General features: G+C 70.5%; 15 protein-coding genes. 3 read left to right on the plus strand and 12 right to left on the minus strand.

Annotation, left to right across the window (positions count from 1 at the left end; genetic code table 11):
- Positions 1-11 precede the first annotated feature (11 nt).
- From ACFYWJ_RS22580 to ACFYWJ_RS22595, 4 genes are all read right to left on the minus strand, one after another.
- Positions 12-839 (minus strand): alpha/beta hydrolase, encoded by an 828-nt coding sequence (locus tag ACFYWJ_RS22580; RefSeq protein WP_355272018.1) that lies wholly within the window; start codon positions 837-839, stop codon positions 12-14.
- 107 nt (positions 840-946) lie between these two features.
- Positions 947-2,314 (minus strand): MFS transporter, encoded by a 1,368-nt coding sequence (locus ACFYWJ_RS22585; RefSeq protein WP_355272017.1) that lies wholly within the window; start codon positions 2,312-2,314, stop codon positions 947-949.
- A gap of 86 nt (positions 2,315-2,400) precedes the next feature.
- Complete coding sequence (locus ACFYWJ_RS22590) at positions 2,401-4,029, minus strand: TlrC/CarA/OleB/SrmB family ABC-F type ribosomal protection protein (protein WP_355272015.1); 1,629 nt, start codon at positions 4,027-4,029, stop codon at positions 2,401-2,403.
- 211 nt (positions 4,030-4,240) lie between these two features.
- Entirely contained in the window at positions 4,241-4,972 is a 732-nt protein-coding gene (locus ACFYWJ_RS22595; RefSeq protein WP_355272013.1) for an NAD(P)H-binding protein, read from the minus strand.
- Between the two features lie 166 nt (positions 4,973-5,138).
- Here ACFYWJ_RS22595 and ACFYWJ_RS22600 point away from each other — a divergent pair, with 166 nt between their 5' ends.
- Positions 5,139-6,041 carry an RNA polymerase sigma-70 factor gene (locus ACFYWJ_RS22600; protein WP_355272012.1) on the plus strand — a complete coding sequence of 301 codons (903 nt, stop codon included), beginning with the start codon at positions 5,139-5,141 and terminating at the stop codon, positions 6,039-6,041.
- A 55-nt stretch (positions 6,042-6,096) separates the two neighbouring features.
- Here ACFYWJ_RS22600 and ACFYWJ_RS22605 read toward each other — a convergent pair whose 3' ends face one another.
- The 6 genes from ACFYWJ_RS22605 to ACFYWJ_RS22630 form a co-directional block, all read right to left on the minus strand.
- On the minus strand, positions 6,097-7,533 hold the full coding sequence (locus ACFYWJ_RS22605) for a three-helix bundle dimerization domain-containing protein (protein WP_355272010.1): 1,437 nt from the start codon (positions 7,531-7,533) through the stop codon (positions 6,097-6,099).
- Positions 7,534-7,756: 223 nt separating this feature from the next.
- Positions 7,757-8,365 carry a DUF308 domain-containing protein gene (locus ACFYWJ_RS22610; protein WP_355272008.1) on the minus strand — a complete coding sequence of 203 codons (609 nt, stop codon included), beginning with the start codon at positions 8,363-8,365 and terminating at the stop codon, positions 7,757-7,759.
- A 60-nt stretch (positions 8,366-8,425) separates the two neighbouring features.
- The gene (locus tag ACFYWJ_RS22615) at positions 8,426-10,735 is read right to left on the minus strand and encodes an excinuclease ABC subunit UvrA (RefSeq protein ID WP_355273013.1); all 2,310 of its coding nucleotides are present in this window, start codon (positions 10,733-10,735) and stop codon (positions 8,426-8,428) included.
- A 121-nt stretch (positions 10,736-10,856) separates the two neighbouring features.
- On the minus strand, positions 10,857-12,062 hold the full coding sequence (locus ACFYWJ_RS22620; protein ID WP_355272007.1) for a GNAT family N-acetyltransferase: 1,206 nt from the start codon (positions 12,060-12,062) through the stop codon (positions 10,857-10,859).
- Positions 12,063-12,113: 51 nt separating this feature from the next.
- Complete coding sequence (locus ACFYWJ_RS22625) at positions 12,114-12,743, minus strand: 1,4-alpha-glucan branching protein (RefSeq protein WP_355272005.1); 630 nt, start codon at positions 12,741-12,743, stop codon at positions 12,114-12,116.
- An 8-nt stretch (positions 12,744-12,751) separates the two neighbouring features.
- Complete coding sequence (locus tag ACFYWJ_RS22630) at positions 12,752-14,203, minus strand: S8 family peptidase (protein ID WP_355272003.1); 1,452 nt, start codon at positions 14,201-14,203, stop codon at positions 12,752-12,754.
- Positions 14,204-14,567: 364 nt separating this feature from the next.
- On the opposite strand from ACFYWJ_RS22630, the gene ACFYWJ_RS22635 reads away from it, so the two are divergent.
- Positions 14,568-16,277 (plus strand): glycoside hydrolase domain-containing protein, encoded by a 1,710-nt coding sequence (locus tag ACFYWJ_RS22635; RefSeq protein ID WP_355272001.1) that lies wholly within the window; start codon positions 14,568-14,570, stop codon positions 16,275-16,277.
- A gap of 1 nt (position 16,278) precedes the next feature.
- Here the strand turns inward: ACFYWJ_RS22635 and ACFYWJ_RS22640 are convergent, their stop codons facing one another.
- A complete protein-coding gene (locus ACFYWJ_RS22640; RefSeq protein WP_355272000.1) occupies positions 16,279-16,467 on the minus strand; it encodes a hypothetical protein in 189 nt (62 codons plus the stop codon).
- A gap of 10 nt (positions 16,468-16,477) precedes the next feature.
- Positions 16,478-17,461, minus strand: a complete 984-nt coding sequence (locus ACFYWJ_RS22645) for a hypothetical protein (RefSeq protein WP_355271998.1) — start codon at positions 17,459-17,461, stop codon at positions 16,478-16,480.
- 790 nt (positions 17,462-18,251) lie between these two features.
- Between ACFYWJ_RS22645 and ACFYWJ_RS22650 the strand changes: the two genes are divergently transcribed.
- Complete coding sequence (locus ACFYWJ_RS22650) at positions 18,252-19,046, plus strand: type II CAAX prenyl endopeptidase Rce1 family protein (RefSeq protein WP_355271996.1); 795 nt, start codon at positions 18,252-18,254, stop codon at positions 19,044-19,046.
- Positions 19,047-19,081 lie beyond the last annotated feature (35 nt).

The raw sequence follows: 19,081 nt of genomic DNA on the forward strand, positions 1-19,081 counted from the left end.
GGGGTGTCGCGTCACGGCTCGTCGACGACTTCCTGGAGCCGGAGCGCGAATGCCCCGGGATCAGCGACGAATCCGGTGTGATCGCCGGGGAACAGCACCGGCTCGCACCGCAGTTCGGCGGCCAGCGCGCGTGAGGTCCGGTCACAGAACTGGCCCGCCGAATCGGCGCCGATCCCGACGATCACCCGGGTGGGCACGGCCCGCAGCAGCGGCGGGTCGGGCACCCAGCCGGTGGTCGCGCGCAGTTCGTGGTCGAACCAGTGGCGTTCACTGGCGACCTGCCGCGGATCGCGGTCGCCACCGAACATGTGCTCCACCACCTCGTCCGGGATCGGCAGGGCGGCCTGGACGAAGAACTTCTTCCACGCGCCGACCACGTCACCGAGGTCGTAGGTGGCGATGATCTCCTCGGTGACGGCGCGCTGCGCGGCCGCGTCGGGCAGCAGTTCCCGCAGTGGCGGTTCGTGGGCGACGACGGTGGTGACCCGATCAGGGTTGGTCTGGGCGAGCGCCAGCGCGCTGACGGCGCCGCCGCTGGAGCCGAAGACGACGGCGGGACCGGCGTCGATGTGGGCGATCAGGCGGGCGAGGTCGTCGGCGCGGGCGAGCACCGTCGAATCCTGGTTCGGATCGTCGAGGGGGCTGGCGAAATGGCCACGTGGATCGGTGGTGAGGACGGTGTTGGTGGCGGCGAGCTGCTCGGCCGCGGCCGCGAACGAGGCGGCGTTCATCGGCGCGCCGACGAGCACGAGCAGTGGCCCTGCCCCGCGGACCTCGTAGTACAGGCGGGCATCGGGCACCTCGAGGGTGCCGGTGGTGACGGCGGAACTGGCGGTCATGCGACTCTCCCGGATCTCGGCTACAGGTAGCACTCATTGAGACGGGGCCGGGTCGGTGAACTCATCGCTGCGCGCGAAATCGTTTTCGCACCCGCCGCTTCCGCAGGTCAGGAGGCTTTCGTCGGTGCGAGCCGGGCCGTTGCCAGCACCAGCAGCCCGCAGACCGCCACGACCGACCACCCGATCCGGGCGGAGTGGGCGCCTGCGATCAGCCCGCCGGCCGCCGCGATCCCGACCGCCGCGCCCACCTGACGGGCGGTGGAGGCGATCCCGCCCGCGACACCGGCCCGGTCGGCGGGCAGCCCGCTCACGGCGGTGTTGGTGATCGGCGCGTTGGCGAATCCGAATCCGATCCCGATCAGCGCGAACGCGATCAACAGCACCGCGCTGCTCGCCTCGTCCCCGGCGGCCACGAGCACCACCCCACCGGCGGTGAGAAAACCACCGGCGAACAGCAGCGGCGTCCTGGCGCCGACCCGGCCGACCAGCACGCCCGACAGCGGCGCGCACAGGGTGGCGGCCACGGCCAGCGGCAGCGTGAACGCACCGGCCGCGACCGCGCTCAGGCCCCGATCGTGTTGCAGCTGCCAGGTGCTCAGCAGCAGGGTCGTGGTCAGCGCGACGAAGACGACGACCGCGCCGGCCACCGCGGCGGTGAACGGCGGCCGCCGGAACAACCGCAGATCCATCAGCGGCGCCGCCACCCGGGCCTCGACCCGCACGAATCCGACCACCGCGACAACGATTCCGAGGTAGGCCGCGAGCGCGAGCGGCGAGGTCCACCCGATCCGTTGTCCTTCGATGAGCACCGCGATCACCCCGCCCACCACGACGACCAGCAGCGCCTGGCCCACCGCATCGATCCGGCGTGTCCGCCCCCGCGACTCCGGCACGAACAGCCACGTCAGCCCGAGCGCGACGACCACGACCGGCACCGCGATCCAGAACACCGACCGCCACCCGAACCAGTCGACCAGCGCGCCCCCGAGTGTCGGCCCGACCGCCATGCTCAGCCCGAACACCGCCGCCCACACCCCGATCGCCTTCGCCCGCTGCCGCGGATCGGCGATCGCGGCGACCACGATCGCCAACGCCACCGGGCTCAGCATCGACCCGCCGATCCCCTGCGCGACCCGCGCGAGGATCAGCACCTCGACCGTCGGCGCGACCGCGCACACCGCCGAGGCGAGCCCGAAGACGGTGAGCCCGAGCCGGAACACCCGCCGCCTGCCGAACCGGTCGGCGAGCGCGCCCGCGGTGATCAGGAAACTCGCCAGGGCCAAGGTGTAGGCGTCGACGATCCACTCCAGTCCCTGGGTGCCCACGTCCACGCCGGCCCCGATCGACGGCAGCGCGACGGTGACGATGGTGGCGTCGAGCCCGACGACGAACAGGCTCAGCGAGCACACGGCCAGCACCGTCCAGGGACGGACGGCACCGGCCGTGGTGTGGGCGCGGGTGGGATTGTCCAGCATGGGAAGACCTCCTCGGAGCAGCGCCCGAGTATCACCACCGCCGCGCCGGAGTGACCAGATTCCTTGCTGGAACGGCAAATCCGGTTCTAGGCGGCGGCGTCGACCACCGCACCGTGACACACCGCCATCCGCTGACCGGTGAACCGGCGGCGCAGCTGCCGATCGTGGGTGACGATCACCAGCGCGCCCCGGTAGTCGTCGAGGGCCCGCTCGAGTTCCTCGACCAGGGCGGGCGCGAGGTGGTTGGTCGGTTCGTCGAGCAGCAGCAGATCGGCGGGTTCGGTGACGAGGCGGGCGATCTCGATCCGCCTGCGCTGTCCGTAGGACAGCTCGCCGACCCGCAGCCCGAGTTCGGCGGGACGGAACAGGCCGAGCGCGAGCAGCGTGTCCACGTGCTCGTCGGGATGTCCGGGCCTGCCCGTGGCGAACGCGCCGAGCACGGTCGCCGACGCCGGGTAGCGCGGCGCGTCCTGACGCAACCAACCGACTCGGCCCGCGATGCGCGCCGACCCGGTGTCGGGGCGCAGATCCCCGGCGAGCACACGCAGCAGCGTCGTCTTGCCCGCACCGTTCGGCCCGGTGACGAGCAGCCGGGCACCCGGTTCGATGCGCAGGGCGGGCACCCGCAGCCGGTCACCGATCCGGAGGTCGGTGAGCTCGGCAACCGGCCCGGTCGGCGTCGGCGCCTCCGTCGCCACGGTCACGTCGAACCGCAGCGGGTCGAGCGGCGCCGCGACCGGATCGGCGTGCAAGCAGGCGACGCGCTCCTTGGCGTTGCGGATGCGCGACATCGTCCCGTGTCCACGGCCACGCGCCCGGAAGGGTCCCGCCGCGAACACCGCCAGCGGCAGTTTCCGCGGGATCGCCTCGAGCCGGATCACACTCGATTCGGCCAGCCGCCTGCTGCGCGCCAGCTCGGCCCGCCACTGCTCGTATTCCTGGGCGGCCCTGCGGCGTTGGGCCGCCTTGGCCGCCAGATACCCGCCGTAGCCGTCGCCGAACCGCGTGACCTTTCCGGCGTCGACCTCGACGATGGAGCCGGTGATCCGCTCGAGGAACACGCGGTCGTGGGTCACCGCGACCACGGTGCCCCGGTGGGTGCGTAGCTGCTGTTCGAGCCAGGCGACCGCGGCATCGTCGAGATCGTTGGTCGGTTCGTCGAGCAGCAGCAGTTCCGGGGCCGAGGCCAGGGTCGCCGCCAGCGCGAGTCGTGCCTTCTCCCCACCGGACAGGGTCGCGAGCGTGCGCGCACGGTCGAGCCCGGGTAGGCCGAGCGCGGCCAGCGCGATGTCGACCCGGGTATCGGCCCGGTAGCCGTCGCGTGCCTCGAACCGGGCCGACAGGGCCGCGTACGCGTCGAGCACGGCCGGATCGCCGTGTGCCAGTTCCCGCTCGGTGTCGCGCAACCGCGTTTCGATGGCACGCAGTTCGGCCAGCGCGTGATCGATCGCGTCGGCGACAGTGGCAGTCTCCGGCAGGTCGAGTGCCTGTGGGAGGTACCCGATTCCGCCCGGCGCGACCACGGTGACGCTGCCGTTGTCGGGCTGCTGGACTCCGGCGAGCAGCCGGAGCAGGGTCGATTTCCCCGATCCGTTCTCGCCGATCACGCCGACGGTGTCGCCGGGCGCGATCGACAGGCAGACGGCGTCGAGGACGGTGGTGGCGTCGTAGCGCACGGTGACGTCGTGGAGGGTGAGTTGGGCGGTGCTGGTCATGGCAGCTCCTGTTCTCGGCCGTATCCGGCCGCACGAAAGTCCCCGTGGCGGGGCTGGATCGAGAGGGAACGCACGCGCTGCGGGAGAGTGCGTGCGGTGGCGGAACGCGGAGCTCAGCTCGACGCGTTTCGCGCGATCACAAGAACAGGAAACCGATACCCATGAGGTCTCCGACCCTAACGACACCTGACACGGTCCGCCACCCCTGTTTTCAGCGTCCGGTGAGGGCTTCGGTGCGGAGCCATCGGAGCAGGGTCGGGGTGTCGGTGGTGGTGATGATGCCGACGGTCCGGTGGATGTGCCGGTCGTCGTCGAGCAGGGCCAGCAGGTAGGCGGCGAGGTCGACGCGGGCGGTGAATCGGCCGTCGGCGTGTCCGTCGACGACCGTGTAGTCGGTGGGTGCGGGCAGGTGATACAGCCCGCTCGGGCGCACGATCGTCCAGTCCAGTCCGCTGTCACCGACCAGCTGTTCCATCCGCCGCATGTCGTCGTAGAGGGTGCGGCCCGCTACCCGCGTCACGTACGGCAGCAGTACCCGGTTGAACAGGAACCCGCCGTCGGAGTAGGGCTGTGGGTCGACGCCGCTCGAACTCACCACGGCGAGACGGCGGACCGCGTGCCGCCGCATCGCGGCGACGATCGCCGCCGTCCCCTGCGAGTAGGTGGTGATCGGTTCCTTGCCCGGGGGAACTCCGAGCGTCGAGAGCACGGCGTCCTGTCCGGCGATCACCGCGTCGACGGCCGTCGGATCGAGCACGTCGGCGCCCGCGACCCGGAGCCGATCATGGCGCAGCGGAAACAATTCCGGCCGCCTGGTCACCGCCGTGACCTCATGTCCGGCGGCCAGTGCCCGACCGGTCAGCAACCTGCCGGTGGGACCGTTCGCCCCGAAGACGGCGATCCGCCGCGCGACCCCACCCTGTTCCCTGATCTCGTGCTCCATCTCGGTTCTCCTGTCCGCGTATGTGCTGGATGACCACGAGTAGCCCGCGCCCCGGCAGCTGTGACACCACCGTGGTGTGAGCAGCGCCACGCGCCGCCGATGTCACAGAACAGCGGTCGCGGACCACTCGTGTACGACACCTGTCGACACCGTGGAAAGGACCGACATGCGGGACAGCGAGCGCGCCACCGCGGCCTTCGTCGCCCAGCGCAATCTGCTCTTCACCGTCGCCTACGAGATGCTGGGCTCGGCCGCCGACGCCGAGGATGTCCTGCAGGAGACCTGGTTGCAGTGGGCCGAGGTCGACCTCGGTGAGGTCCGCGACGAGCGCGCGTTCCTGGCCACCATCACCACCCGTCAGGCGATCCGGCGCCTGCGTGTCCTGGGCAGGCGCCGCGAGTCCTATGTCGGGCCGTGGCTGCCCGAACCGTTGCTGACCGCTCCCGATATCGCCGAGGACATCGCGCTGGCCGACAGCGTGTCGCTGGCGATGCTGCTGGTCCTCGAGACGCTCGCCCCCGTCGAACGCGCGGTGTTCGTGCTGCGCGAGGTCTTCGACCTGGCCTATGACGAGATCGCCGACGCCGTGGACAAGAGCCCGGCGGCGGTTCGCCAGATCGCCCACCGCGCCCGGGTGCACGTGGCCGCGCGCCGGCCACGCGGAGTGGCATCACCGGATCAGACCCGGGCCGCGCTCGGGGCGTTCCAACGGGCCGTCGACACCGGTGACCTGCAGGGTCTCCTCGATCTGCTGGCGCCCGATGTCGTCTTCCTCGGCGACGGCGGCGGTGTCAGACAGGCACTGCTGCGTCCGGTGGTCGGCGCCGACCGGGTGGCCCGCGTGCTGGCCGGTGGTTCGGCGTGGATGGGTGGCACCGCCTCGGTGGAACCGGCGCAGATCAACGGCAGGCCCGCGCTGATCGTCCGGCTCGACGGCGAGATCGACGGCGTGGTGGCACTGCGGATCGACGACGGCCTGATCACCGGCCTGTACTTCGTCCGCAATCCGGCCAAGCTCGCGAATGTCCACCGCGAAAGGCCGCTGGACCGGCACGGAGCACGGCGATGACTGCATCGGGTGCCGCGCGGCGAACGGCCGTGCGGCACCCGATGCGATGCGGAGATCAGTTGTAGGACTTGGCCACTCCGTCGAGCAGGTGCTCGAGGGTGTCGTAGGCGGGGGCGTCGACGACGTCGATCAGGTCGGCGGGCACCGGGACGTTGCGCTCGGCGGCGATCGCCGTGAACTGGGCGTTGTCGCCGGTGCGGAAGCCGTGGACGGCGGCGAGGCGGCGCAGTTCCGGGTTCTCGGTGAGCAGCTTGCCGATCTTGTCGCCGGTGCCGGTCAGCGGGACCAGGGTGTGGCTCGACAGCACGGTCGGGGTCGGGTAGGTCAGCACCATGTCCGGCTTGATCTTGCCCTTGCCCGCCGCCTCGACGAACTGGGCCTCGTAGATGCACACCAGCGGGGTCGGGCCCATCCCGTTGGTCAGGTACTGGGTGAACGGACCTTCGCTGCTGTTGTCGGTGTAGCCCTGGGCGAGGAACAGTTTCGACAGCGCGGGCAGCACGTGCTGTTCGGCGGTGGCGCCGCGCACGATGGTGTGGTCGTTGGCGACGTAGCTCGCGATCGACAGGTACATGGCCGCGGAGTTGGAGCTGCGCGGATCGGTGGTCGAGACGAGGATGTTCTTCTCGACCGGGTAGACGGTGTTGTCGGGCAGGTCGTCCCACTGCACACCGGTGCCCGCCAGTTCCAGGTACCGGTTCATGTCGAAGGTGGCGACCGGGCCCGGCTTGATCACGCCCGCCGCGGTGAGCAGATCCGCGATCGGCCGATAGGTGGCGATGGCGATCGGCGAGGCGAACGGGGTGTATTTGGTGGTGACGTTGCGCTGCCGCTGGATCCGTTCGGCGGCGGGGCTGCTCGACGGGAACGCGAAGTCGTAGCGGTCCAGGTCGACGGTGGTCGCGATCTGCCGCGACCCGGCCGGCTCGACCTCGACCCGGATGCCGTTGTCGGCGAGGACCTTCACCACCTGCTCGTCCTGGAAGAACGACACCTTCTCCGACCCGACGACGCCGCGCACGACCGTCACCGGAGCGCCCGTCGGCGCGGCGGCCGGGGTGTCGCCACCGCCGGGTAGCAGGATCACCGCGGCCGCGACGGCGGCGACGACGGTGACGGCACCGATGGACAGCGGCAGCACGCCACGCCTGCTCACCAGCTGCCCGGCCCGGTCGGCGGCCGAATTCTCCGGCTGCGCGGCGGGCGCCGGTTCGGGTTCGGCGGCCCGGACACCGGCCGCCGGGGCGGGCACCCGCACGGTCGGGTCGGGATCGGCAAGTTCACTGCGGACGATCCGTTCGACCAGAATCGGCACGAACTCCCGGATCGGCTTGCCCGCGAAACGATGGTGCGCGGCACCCACCGCCGAGGTCACCTGGTCGGCGGGGACGTTCTCGGACAGGTCTTCGACCAGACTCTCGGTCATGCGCCGCATCGCCAGCTCTTCACGCTGGACGGTATCGGCGGCTTCGCCGGGGGTTACGCGCGACACCACATTTCTCCTGGGCTCACTTCGGGCTGCGGACGACGGCGCGCGTCCACCGGGCCCTCCCGTGCGCACGCCGCGGGCCACGCTACCGGCGCGCAGCACAGTTACCCCAGCGGTGAACGGCCGGGCACGCAGTGTTCAGCACCCGCTCCGCTGCCCGCAATGTCGCGTTGTCCGCGCGTTCGCGTAAACATCGAAACACACTCTGCGAGTGTGGGATTCACTACTATCGCCCGGCCGTGGCCGACCCGGGGACGGTGCCGGTGTCCGGCTGCGAACGCCGCACACCGCGCAGTGCCGTACGCAGCATCCCACCCGCGAGCTGTTCCAGCACGCCGATCACCACCAGCGCACTGCCGGCAACCGTGGCCAGTCCCGTGACGGTCTCGAACTTCATCGCGATCATGGTGATCCCGATCGCCGTGGTGCCCAGTCCGCAGATCTCGTGCAGCCAGCCGTCGGTCACCCCGGTGTCCCAGGCCGCGACCAGTGCCTGCACGATGCCGCGCACCGACCAGCCGATCCCGATCCACAGCGCCAGCAGTTCGATGTTCCCGCCGCCGAAGGCCAGTGCCGCCAGGATGACGGTCAGCACGGCACTCACCAGTACCAGGACCCGCAGCGGAAACGCGATTCGCGCCACCACCGCGAGATAGGCCTGGATTCCGGCGCTGAGCAGCAGCGAGACGCCGAACAGCAGGGCCAGCGTTGATTCGCTGCGGCCGGGCCACAGCAGCGTCGCGATGCCGAGGACGAACGAGCACCCGCCGGCGATCACCATCGCCTGCCGGGTTCGGTCCGGTACCGGATTCCCCTCCCCGTCGTTCACGGGCATTCCCTCACGATAGGCGCACCACACCCGATAGCCGCAGATTTGCCCGGCGCGCCGCGCGGTTCACGTCAGCCGCTGCCGCAGGAAGGGCGCCGTCCGGCTGACCGGATCGGCCGCGACCTGCTCCGGTGTGCCCTGCGCGACGATCCGGCCGCCCTGGGCCCCGCCGGCCGGCCCCAGGTCGACGACGTGATCGGCCTGGGCCACGACGGTCATGTCGTGTTCGACGACGATGACCGTGGCGCCGGAGTCGACGAGCGAATTCAGCTGGGTCAGCAGGATGTCGGTGTCGGCCGGGTGCAGTCCGGTCGTCGGCTCGTCGAGCAGGTAGACCGTCCCCGCGCGCCGGGCTCGCTGGAGCTCGGTGGCCAGCTTCACCCGCTGCGCCTCACCGCCGGACAGCTCGGTCGCGGGCTGACCCAACCTCAGGTAGCCGAGTCCGACCTCGGTCAGCGTGCGCAACGCCCGGGCGACCACCGCGACGTCGGCGAGGAATTCCGCGGCCTCGTCCACCGACATGGCCAGGACCTCGGCGATGGTGGCGTCGTGATAGCGGATCTCGAGCGTGTCCGGGTTGTAGCGGGCACCATGACAATCCGGGCACGGGGTGTAGGTGCTGGGCAGGAACAGCAGTTCCACCGTGATGTAGCCCTCGCCCTGGCAGGTGGGACACCGCCCCTCGGCGACATTGAACGAGAACCGGCCGACGCCGTAGCCGCGAGCCCGCGCGGCCTCGGTGTCGGCGAACAGTTTGCGGACGGTGTCGAACAGGCCGGTGTAGGTGGCGAGGTTCGAGCGCGGCGTCCGCCCGATCGGCGCCTGATCGACCTCGACGACACGCACGATTTTCGGATCGGCAGCGGCGGCGGTCGAGATCGCGTGCAGCAGGCTCGATTTCCCCGATCCGGAGACGCCGGTGATCGCCGTGAACACCCCGAGCGGAAGATCGGCGTCGAGGTCGCGCAGATTGTGGCTGGTGACCGCGCGCAGTTCTAGCGTGCCGTTGGGCGTGCGGTCGGCTCGTGGTGGCCGGGTGACCTCGTCGAACAGATAGGGGCGGGTGACCGAATCGGCGACCGTGCGCAGCCCGTCGACCTCGCCGCAGTACAGGACGCGGCCACCGTGCACGCCCGCGCCGGGACCGATGTCGATCAGCCAGTCCGCGTGCCGCACCACATCCAGATCGTGCTCGACGAGGAACACGCTGTTGCCGGACGCGGTGAGCCGGCTCAGCACGGTCGTCAGCGCGGCGGTGTCGGCCGGATGCAACCCCGCCGACGGCTCGTCGAGGATGTAGACCACGCCGAACAGTCCGGAGCGCAGCTGCCCCGCCAGCCGCAGCCGCTGCAACTCGCCACCGGACAGCGTCGGGCTCTCCCGGTCGACGCTGAGATAGCCGAGGCCGAGTTCGATCAGGACCTCGATGCGCGAGAGCAGATCCTGGGTGAGCACCGCGGCCGCGCCCGTGCCCTCGGTGTAGGGGCGCAGCACCGCGACCAGCTCGCTGAGCGGCAACCCGGCCAGCTCGGTGATGTTGTGGCCCGCGAACATCACCTCCAGTGCTTCGGGTTTGAGCCTGCGCCCGTCGCACAGCGGGCACGTCGCGGTGTGCAGGTACTCGGCCGCGCGTTTGCGGGTGGCCTCGCTCTTGGACTCGGCGTGCGCGCGCAGCAGCAGCCGTTCGGCGCTGGTGTAGGTGCCCTGATAGGGCCGGTGGATCCGATGCGGTTCCCGCTCGGGTTCCACCGTGACCACCGGCTTCTCGTCGGTGAACAGGAACCATTCGCGGGCCTGCGGTGACAGTTGCCGCCACGGCCGGTCGATGTCGTAGCCGAGCGCGGCGAGCACATCGCGCAGGTTCTTCCCCTGCCAGGCGCCGGGCCAGGACGCGATCGCGCCGTCGCGGATGCTCAGCGACGGGTCGGGCACCATCGACGCCTCGGTCGCCTCGTGGACGACACCCTGACCGTGACAGCGCGGGCACGCACCCTCGACGGTGTTGGGCGAGAACGCATCCGAATACAGCCGATTCGTCCCCGCCGGATAGTGACCGGGCCCGGTCCTGGCCGGGCCCTCCGGGTAGTCGCCCTCGCGCGACAGGAGCAGCCGCAGCGAGTTCGAGATCGCGGTGACCGTCCCGACCGTCGACCGCGATGACGGCGAGGATCGGCGCTGCGCCAGCGCCACCGTCGGCGGCAGCCCGGTCACGTCGTCGACATCGGGCGCTTCCACCTGGTGCAGCAAGCGCCGGGCATACGGCGCGACCGACTCCAGGTAGCGGCGCTGCGACTCCGCGTACAGGGTCCCGAAGGCCAGGGACGACTTGCCCGAACCCGAGACCCCGGTGAACGCGACCAGGGCGTTCCTCGGCATGTCCGCGTCGACGTCACGCAGATTGTGGACCCGGGCGCCGCGCACCCGAACCGAAGGATCGACCTCGTGCGAATCCACAGCTACCCAGATTACGCGGCCCGGCCGCGCGTTCGCATGCTCGTCAGAAGAACCAGCCCAGTTCCGGTGCGCGCTCGGAGGTGAACGCCGCGTCGAGATCCCGTAGCGCCGCGTCGTCGTCGACCCGGATCCGGTGCGCGGCGGCCAAGCTCGCCGCCCGATGCGCACCGAAGTACAGCGCGCCGAGGACATTGATGTCGAGACCGAGCGCGGCCGGGCGGGTGGTGGGTTCGCACTCGGCGACACCGTCGCGTACGCGCAGGGCGAAGGTGCCACCGGCCGACCGGAACGGGTCGTGCACGGCCAGAACCGTGTCCAGGTCGTGCCGGTAGCGGCGGGCGGTGAGGGCGGCGGGCACATCCATCAGCCGCGCCCACAGCGAGTCACCGCGATCGATCACGCGCGCCGCGCGGGAATCGGCGAGCAGGTACGGCAGCGGGTCGTCGTCGGCGATCTCGACATCGATGGTCTCGACCAGGTCCAGCCCGAGCAGCACCCGCCACAGCGCGGCGTGCGCGTCCGGGGCGAGCGCACGGTACTCCCACACCGACGCGGTGGCCCGGCCGTCCCGCCAGCGTCGCCGATACAGGGCGTACCCGTCGGGGTGGACCAGGGTGAACAGGGTGGTGGCACCGTCGCGATGGCGTTCCACGTCGGCGAAGAACAGGTCCCACTTGGCGTCGGGGCGCACCTGGGCGCCCGGCACCGTCGCCTGCCAGCGCTCGTAGATCGCCCGGATGTGCGGCGCGGCCTCGGCCAGGGTCGACATTTCGACGCCACCGGGATCGGGCGTGGTCGAGCGGAACTCGGCACGGCGGCGGTCGATGGAGATCGTGGTGGACAGGATCGCCGGGTCGTAGCCGAACCGGCCGTAGATCGTGGCCTCGCTGGCGGTGAAGATCGTCAACGGCAGGCCGTCGGCCTCGGTGCGCGCGTGCTGGGCGGTGTACAGCTCGCGCAGGATGCCCCGCCGCCGATGCGTCGGCGCGACCGCGACACCCGACACCCCGCACGCCCGCACCTGCCGCTCCCCCGGCACCGTCACCGTCATGGTCCGGTCGACGGTGTGCCCGACGACCCGGTCACCGTCGACCGCGACCAGTGACCGTTCGATCGGGAACAACTCCCACCGATACGGGAGCTCATCGGCCCCGTACCGCATCCCGAACCCGGTCTCCTGCAATCCGATGATCGCGTCCGCGTCCGCACTGGTAGCCGATCGCACGGTGATGCTCTTCGCCGATGCCATCCCCGTACCCTCCCATGCCGGCCCGGCCCGGCACATCTCATTTTCCCGGAACTAGCCCGGCAGCAGCGCGACCACCTCGACCGCGGCCCGCTGGTCCCCGCCCAGCTCGTAGGGCGCGGCGACAGACCCCGGCGCACCGGACGGCCGCCCCGAAGGAGAACGCGGAAACCGCAGGACAGCGCCAGCGGAACCGATCGGTATCTCGGTCGCCGTGTCACTGTCGACCGCGGCACCGAGGCCGACGCCGGTCGGCAGGATGTCGGCCGGCGTCACCAGGACCGAGGGGTCGGGCGTGTCGCTGTGATTCTGCGCCTGCGCCACCGCGCGCCCGCTCAGCAGTTCCACCACCGCCGCGAGGGCGACCGGATCGGCGGTGCCGTCGTAGATCCACCGCCTGCCGAGCACTCCGTGCTCGGTGGTCCCTACCAGCGCACGGTCGCCGTCGAGCAGCGGGGCGCCGCGATAGGTCAGCGGCACGTTGTAGAGCACCAGATCGGCGGCGGATTCGTCGACGACGAGTACGAATTCGATGCCGACCGCCCCCGCGGGATCGTCGAGCCGGAACCCGCCCACCTTGCGCAGACGCGGCGCCTGGCCTCGATACCACGGTCGCCGGGGCAACAGTGTCTCGATCAACGCGAGTTTGCTCGGAGTCAGGGTGGTGCGGTGGATGACGGCCATGCCGAAGGCTACCCGTGGTCGGTCATCGCCCGCAGATCCGGCAGGGAGCCGATGCGCTGGGTGATCGGACGGCCCGGCGCCGCGGTCTGCGGTGAGCCGGTGGCGCGCAGCAGCGCCCGAACCTGGTCCGGGGTCGCCCGCCCCGGACCGGTGGCGCGGATGCCCTGATAGGCGGCGACCGCGCCGACCACGATCGGGGAGGCACTGGAGGTGCCGCTGAATTCGTCGGTGTACCAGAGGTCTTCGTCGGCGCCGCCCTGGAGGTCACCGTAGCCGGTGGTGGTGACCTCGCGGCCCCAGCCCTGGACGTCGAGGCGGGCACCGTAGTTGGAGAACGGGAGCCGCGAGCGCGCCGGGCCGTGGTCGCGGCCGTGCAGGCCGGGCGGCGGTGCCCCCGCGCCGACCACGACGGCACCGGAGTCGGTGTCGCCACCGCGGAACGGGTTGTGCCAGGTCGCGGGAAAATCGCCGGGGCGCGCGTCGTAGACGGGGTCGTCGAGGTTCTCGTTGCCGTTACCCGCGGCCTCCACCACGACGATGCCGCGCCCGACGGCGTAGCGGATGGCGGCGAAGTCGTCGGGCCACCATTCGACGGCGATGTAGCCGCGCTGATCGGGCCGGCCCGCGTAGTCGAATCGGGGTCCGGGACGGTGGAGTTCGATGAGCAGGACGTCACCGGGGTCGAGCGCGTCGGCGGCCGAGCGGATCGCGGTCGCCGAGCCGATCCCGAAGATCGAGATCGCCCTGATGTGCGCCTCGGGCGCGATGCCGGTGACGCCGAAGCCGTTGCGGTCGCCGCTGATCTCCCCGGCGACGGCGGTGCCGTGATTGCGCCAGCCGAGATCGGCCGACGCGGTACCGCCGATGACCCCGCCCTGATTCTGCCGCAGGTCCTCGTGCGTGAACCGCCAGGCGCCTTCGACATCGATCACCCGCACCCCGGTCCCGAGTCCACCGGGCCGGGTGTGTGCCCAGGTCGCGTCGATCCCGGTCGGCGCCGGGTCCAGGTAGCCCTGTCGGTCCCGGAAGTCGGGCGTGGCCGCCGGTGCGTCCGGCGCGAGGGTGTTCTCGGCCAGCGGGGCCAGCGGCGGTTCGGCGGCCGGCTTCACATAGGCGGCCGCGACCGTGTCGTCCCGGCGGAGCCGATCCGCGAGTTCGGCGAGATCACCCATCTGCCCGCGCACGGTGTAGTAGCTCAGGTATTCCCCCGCGACCGGTGCCTGCGGCATCTCGGCCAGCCGCGCCGCCAGGCGGTTGTCCGGTCCGAAGATCGGCACCAGGTAGGTGTCGGCGGGCAACAGTTCGTCGACGCGGGCCCGCACGGAGCGGTTCTCCCGCAACGCGATCGGCGTGATCTCGGGACCGGTCGCCGTGGTGACGACGACCAGTTCCGCCGGCGACACCGCGGGGCCGGGAACCCCTGGTCGTCGCTGCCTGCTGGGTCGAGCGGTGGGAGCCATGGTTACCAGTCAACAGGGCGCCCGGCCCGGCCGCCACCATTGCGCCGCAACCGGATTCGCGACACGCCGTGCCCGATCGTCGCGACGCACCGGCGACGCCGAAATCGCAACCCCGACCGCTGTTTCGCACAGCCCCCGCGTACGGCCCGATTCTCGCCGTTCCTGCCTGTCGGCCCGGCCGGGTAGGGTGCCCATCGTCGGCGAATCACGGTGTGCTGCTGAGTGTTTCGCTTAGAATGAGTGCAGGGTGAGATCCTCGGTCACCCGGTACCGATTCTCGGGTACCAGCGTAACCCCGCCGCCGTCGCGCGGGGTGCGAGCGTGAACCATGCCAACGGATATGCAGTCATGCAGGGGGTCAACCATGTCCACAGCTGTCGATTTCGCCGCCCGTCTCATCGATCCGGCCGCCATCGCCGCGGCCGGGCACTCGGCGGTCCTCGCCTATGTCGCGCCGAGCAGGCCCGGCGCGAACTTCGGCGCCAAACCGATCACCGCCGACTACGCCCGCGCGCTGGAAGCCGCGGGGCTCGACATCGTGTCGATCTGGCAGTACGGCAAACCGGGCGATCCCACCCCGTCGGACTGGACCACCGGTTTCGACGGCGGCAGGCGGATGGCCGAGCAGGCGCTGGCCACCCATCTGAGCCTCGGCGCGCCGCGCCGCGCGCCGATCTTCTTCGCCGTCGACGAGGACATCGCGCTGTCGCAGTGGAACAGCACCGCCGTCGAGTTCTTCCGTGGCGTCAACGCCGTCCTCGGCACCGAATGGACCGGCATCTACGGGCATTCCCGGGTGTGTGCCTGGGCGATCGAGGACGGCGTGGTCGGCGGCCGCGGCGGTTTCAGCTGGGTGTGGCAGACCCGCGCCTGGTCGGGCACCGAGCGCGAGCCACGCGCGGTGCTCTACCAGCGCGTGATCGACACCCCGAGCAATCCGGGCCCGATCATCGACGGCACGCACGTCGACGTCGACGACATCCTCGCCCCCGATTTCGGGCAGTGGAGCCTGGACCGCTCCGTCACGATCCCCGAGTTCACCGAACTCGACCGGCTCGGTCCCTCGCACTCCTCCCGCGACGGTGCCCGGATCACCAATTTCATCCTGCACACCCAGGAGGGCAACGGCACCGCGGAATCGCTCGCCGCCTACCTGAACAATCCGGCCAACGGCGTCTCCTACCACTACACGCTGCGCGATGCGATCCTGGTGCGGGTCGTGCCCGAGGAACGCGCCTCCTGGTCGGTGCTGTCGGCCAACCCGTTCACCGTGAACCTGTGCTTCGCGGGCAGCCGGGTCGCCTGGTCCCGCCAGGACTGGCTGGCCATCGACGACGACCTGCGCATCGCCGCCTACATCGCCGTGCGCAGCGCCCACCGGCACGGGTATCCGACCGAGGTGATCGCCCCCGACTATCACGTCGCCGACGGCATCACCGACCACAACTATGTGACCAGGGCACTGGGCATCGGCAGTCACACCGACGTCGGCCCGAACTTCCCGTGGGACGTCTTCACCGCGCACGTCGCCGCGTTCGCGGGAACCGCCCCGAACGCCATCGACGACCGCGCCGCGGCGTCCCCGTGGCTGGGCGCGCGCCGCACCGTCGGCGAGATCCCCACCCCGGACGGGGTGGGCCGGTTCGCCGAGTTCGAGCACGGCTACATCTACTGGCACCCGGCCACCGAAGCGCACGCCGTCCCCACCGCGATCATGACCAAGTTCGCCGAACTGGGCTGGGAGGCGGGACCGCTGGGCTACCCGATCGCCGAACACACCGAACTCCCCGACCCACGCGGCACCGGGCCGGGCCTGGCGCAAGCGTTCCAGGGCGGCGCCGTCTATCGGCGGGCCGGTCGGCCCGGCTACCGCGTGCACGGCGCGATCGGCGCGCGCTGGTCGGCGGCCGGGTTCGAGAACGGTCAGCTGGGCTGGCCCGCCTCCGACGAGGTCTCCCACGACGACGGCAAATACCAGGAGTTCGAGTTCGGCCGCATCTACTGGGTTCCCGACCAGATCGTGGCCCTGCGCAACTCCGGTGATCCCGACACTCCGCTGGCCCGCCCGGCGTAGGTCAGGACAGCAGGATCGCGAGGGTGGTGGCGCCCGCCCCGAGGACGAGGGTCGCCACCACCAGGATCGCGATCATCCGGATCCGCGGTGACGGACCCGTGTAGGTGTCCTCGTCCTCGTTCAGCATCGCGGCGAGGTCGACGGCGGCGAACTCGCGGGTGGACTCCAGCGGTCCCGGCTGTTCGGTCATGGCGCTGACGCTAGTCCAGTGCGCCGCTCCCCGCGCCGGTTAGCCCGTTCACCTCGACCGGCGATCGGGTCGCGGCCAGCAGTTCGTCGAGCTGCCGTTCGGCACGTTCGGCGCGGGCCAGGGTCTGCGTGCGCGCGTCGTCGAGCGCGGCGAGCCGTTGCGAGGTCTCGGCCCTGACCCGGTCCAGCGCGGCCGCCGACTCGGTCCGCCAGGTCTCGGCATCGGCGGCGGCGGTGCGGCGCAGGTCGGCGAGTTCGGCGCGCGTGCGATCGAGCTCGGTCCGGGTCGTTTCGAGTTCGCTTCTGGCCCTGCGCCATTCCTCCCGCGCCTCGCTCGCGGCTTCCACCCGTTCGGCGGCTGCCGCTTCGGCCCGCTCGGTCGCCCGGTCGGCGTCGGCGGCCCGCTGGACCGCCAGATCGCGTTCGGCCTGGGCGGCGTTGACCCGCGCCTCCGACTCGCGCCGGACCTGCGTGATCTCGGTGTCGGCTCGCTGCTCGGCCCGCGCGGTGTGCTCGGCGGCCTCCTGCCGGATCTGCTCGATCTCCTCGGCGGCGTCGCGGCGCGCGGCGCGTACGTCGGCCTCGGCCGCGCTGCGCGCCGCGAACACCTCGTCGGCAGCCTGCTTCGTCAACCGTTCCACCTCGGCCAGCGCCTCGTCGCGCGCCGCGTGCGCCGCGGCGATCAACTGCTCGGCGTCCTCGGCCGCGCCGGCCGCATCCTCGGCCGCCGATTCGGCAAGGGCCCGCGCCTCCTCCGCGTCCCGCCGTGCCTGTTCGGCGGCGACCGTCTTCATATCGGCTTCCGCGATCCGCCGCGCGGCATCGGCCTGCACCGCCTGGACCTGGGCCTCGGCCACCGACGGGTCACCGAGCGTCGACAATTCAGCCACCGCCGCATTCAGCGTCGTGCCCAATTGCTCGGCCAGGCCACGGAACTGACCGAGCAGCTCATCGGCCCGCAACCGCGCCACGGTCACCGGACCCTGAGTCGTCACAGTGACGGTTTCGGCCCCACTCTCCGACTCCTGCTGCAGGCGCTGCCTTTCCCGCCACGCGCGCCATCGCGTGTGGTCCGGGTGATCGCAGTATTCGGAGGGGCGACCGGGGCCGCCGCCACGGGTGATGGGACGGGCACAGCCCGGATAGTTGCAGACGCTCGACACGAGGGAATCGTAACGTTGGTTTCGTCATTTCCTTACGAATTAGACGAAACGAAAACCGTGTCGCCCCTTCGGGACTCGGATCGGAGGGTTCAGCTTCTAACCTCCGATAAGTGAACATTATCGGTGGTCAGACTCGCGGGCAGATCTCGAGTACCTCGTTTTATTTCCGTTTACGTTTGGTCACCGCCAACGCAACGCAACTGCTACGGAACAATGCGAGAACTGTGGTCGGTGGTACTTCCGTACCATTCCTGAGAACAGTGACAAGATTGTCGGGGTCGGGAGACTCCTGCCGCCCGGCCAGACCTGCCCCACCGTCGGGCGCTGCTTGGATCACGCCGCATCGAGCCGGGCCAGGCGACGCCGAGCGCGGGCAGTGGTGTGGCCGAGGCATTCACGGTCCGAGACTCGTTGCGGTTGGATATCGCCGCCGAATGCTGAACATTGCCCAGAGCGTGACTGCGTACCTGAGTTGCGGCGCGATCGACGCGGATCATCACAACTATCTGGACAAATTTCCACGCCCGCCGATTAGCTGAACAGTCGCCAAGCACACAGTCTGGGGTTTGCTGAAGATTTCGTGATCGCTGCGGGTGAGATCCCGAACAGCTATGTTTCCCGCATGGACACCTCAGAAACCGTGACATCGGCGACGAGGGTCGGCCGCCGCCTGTCCTATCCGATGTTCGCCCTGATCGTGATCGTCTATCTCGCGATCATCCAGCTCGGCGGGCTGCTGATGACAGCGCTCACCGGCGAGGACGACTTCCTCTCAACCCGCGCGGTGTTCTTCGGCATGATCATCCCGCTGGGCGCGGCCCTGGCCTTCACCTATGGCGTCATCAGCTATCTGGGCTGGTTGCGGCCGGTCCTGCACGACGATCGGCCGACCCGGCCGTGGGTGCGGATCGTGCCGATCGTCTTCATCGTCGCGATCGTCTTCGGGATCAACTACAGCGCGTTGGCCGACAAGGGCTTTCTGTATGTCCTGGTATTGCTGATCGCCACACAGTTCGTGGGGTGGGGCGAGGAAGGCATGTTCCGTGGCATCGGCGTTCTGGTGCTGCGCGATCACGGGCTCACCGAGGGCAGGGTCGCGCTGTGGTCGAGCATCGTGTTCGGCGCGGTGCACCTGGCCAACGGGGTCACGCACGGCATCAGCGCGCTGCCGCAAGCGATCATCGTCAGCCTGGCCGGCTACTTCTTCTACCTGACCCGCCGGGTCAGCCGCGGCAACACCGTCAACTCGGTGCTGCACGGCCTGTTCGACTTCACACTGCTCACCGGGACCGTCATCCTCGCCGATCAGACCATGTATCCGGGCACGCTGCTGCCGATTCTGGTCTACCCGCTGCTGGCGATCGTGCTGCTCGTCAAGCGTCACAGCATCGAACCGATCGCGAATCCGGCGTCCTGACCACACCGCCGCGGTGTCGCCCCGAACGATCACGG

Origin of the sequence: Nocardia sp. NPDC003269 (assembly GCF_042888005.1) — a bacterium.
Lineage (GTDB): Bacteria > Actinomycetota > Actinomycetes > Mycobacteriales > Mycobacteriaceae > Nocardia.

What these genes read in the sequence shown, in the direction of transcription:
- ACFYWJ_RS22650 (WP_355271996.1), top strand. Translation starts at nt 18,252, where the DNA reads ATGGACACCTCAGAAACCGTGACATCGGCGACGAGGGTCGGCCGCCGC.
- ACFYWJ_RS22640 (WP_355272000.1), bottom strand. Translation starts at nt 16,467, where the DNA reads ATGACCGAACAGCCGGGACCGCTGGAGTCCACCCGCGAGTTCGCCGCC.
- ACFYWJ_RS22630 (WP_355272003.1), bottom strand. Translation starts at nt 14,203, where the DNA reads ATGGCTCCCACCGCTCGACCCAGCAGGCAGCGACGACCAGGGGTTCCC.
- ACFYWJ_RS22585 (WP_355272017.1), bottom strand. Translation starts at nt 2,314, where the DNA reads ATGCTGGACAATCCCACCCGCGCCCACACCACGGCCGGTGCCGTCCGT.
- ACFYWJ_RS22625 (WP_355272005.1), bottom strand. Translation starts at nt 12,743, where the DNA reads ATGGCCGTCATCCACCGCACCACCCTGACTCCGAGCAAACTCGCGTTG.
- ACFYWJ_RS22635 (WP_355272001.1), top strand. Translation starts at nt 14,568, where the DNA reads ATGTCCACAGCTGTCGATTTCGCCGCCCGTCTCATCGATCCGGCCGCC.
- ACFYWJ_RS22615 (WP_355273013.1), bottom strand. Translation starts at nt 10,735, where the DNA reads ATGCCGAGGAACGCCCTGGTCGCGTTCACCGGGGTCTCGGGTTCGGGC.
- ACFYWJ_RS22595 (WP_355272013.1), bottom strand. Translation starts at nt 4,972, where the DNA reads ATGGAGCACGAGATCAGGGAACAGGGTGGGGTCGCGCGGCGGATCGCC.
- ACFYWJ_RS22580 (WP_355272018.1), bottom strand. Translation starts at nt 839, where the DNA reads ATGACCGCCAGTTCCGCCGTCACCACCGGCACCCTCGAGGTGCCCGAT.
- ACFYWJ_RS22590 (WP_355272015.1), bottom strand. Translation starts at nt 4,029, where the DNA reads ATGACCAGCACCGCCCAACTCACCCTCCACGACGTCACCGTGCGCTAC.
- ACFYWJ_RS22620 (WP_355272007.1), bottom strand. Translation starts at nt 12,062, where the DNA reads ATGGCATCGGCGAAGAGCATCACCGTGCGATCGGCTACCAGTGCGGAC.
- ACFYWJ_RS22610 (WP_355272008.1), bottom strand. Translation starts at nt 8,365, where the DNA reads ATGCCCGTGAACGACGGGGAGGGGAATCCGGTACCGGACCGAACCCGG.
- ACFYWJ_RS22600 (WP_355272012.1), top strand. Translation starts at nt 5,139, where the DNA reads ATGCGGGACAGCGAGCGCGCCACCGCGGCCTTCGTCGCCCAGCGCAAT.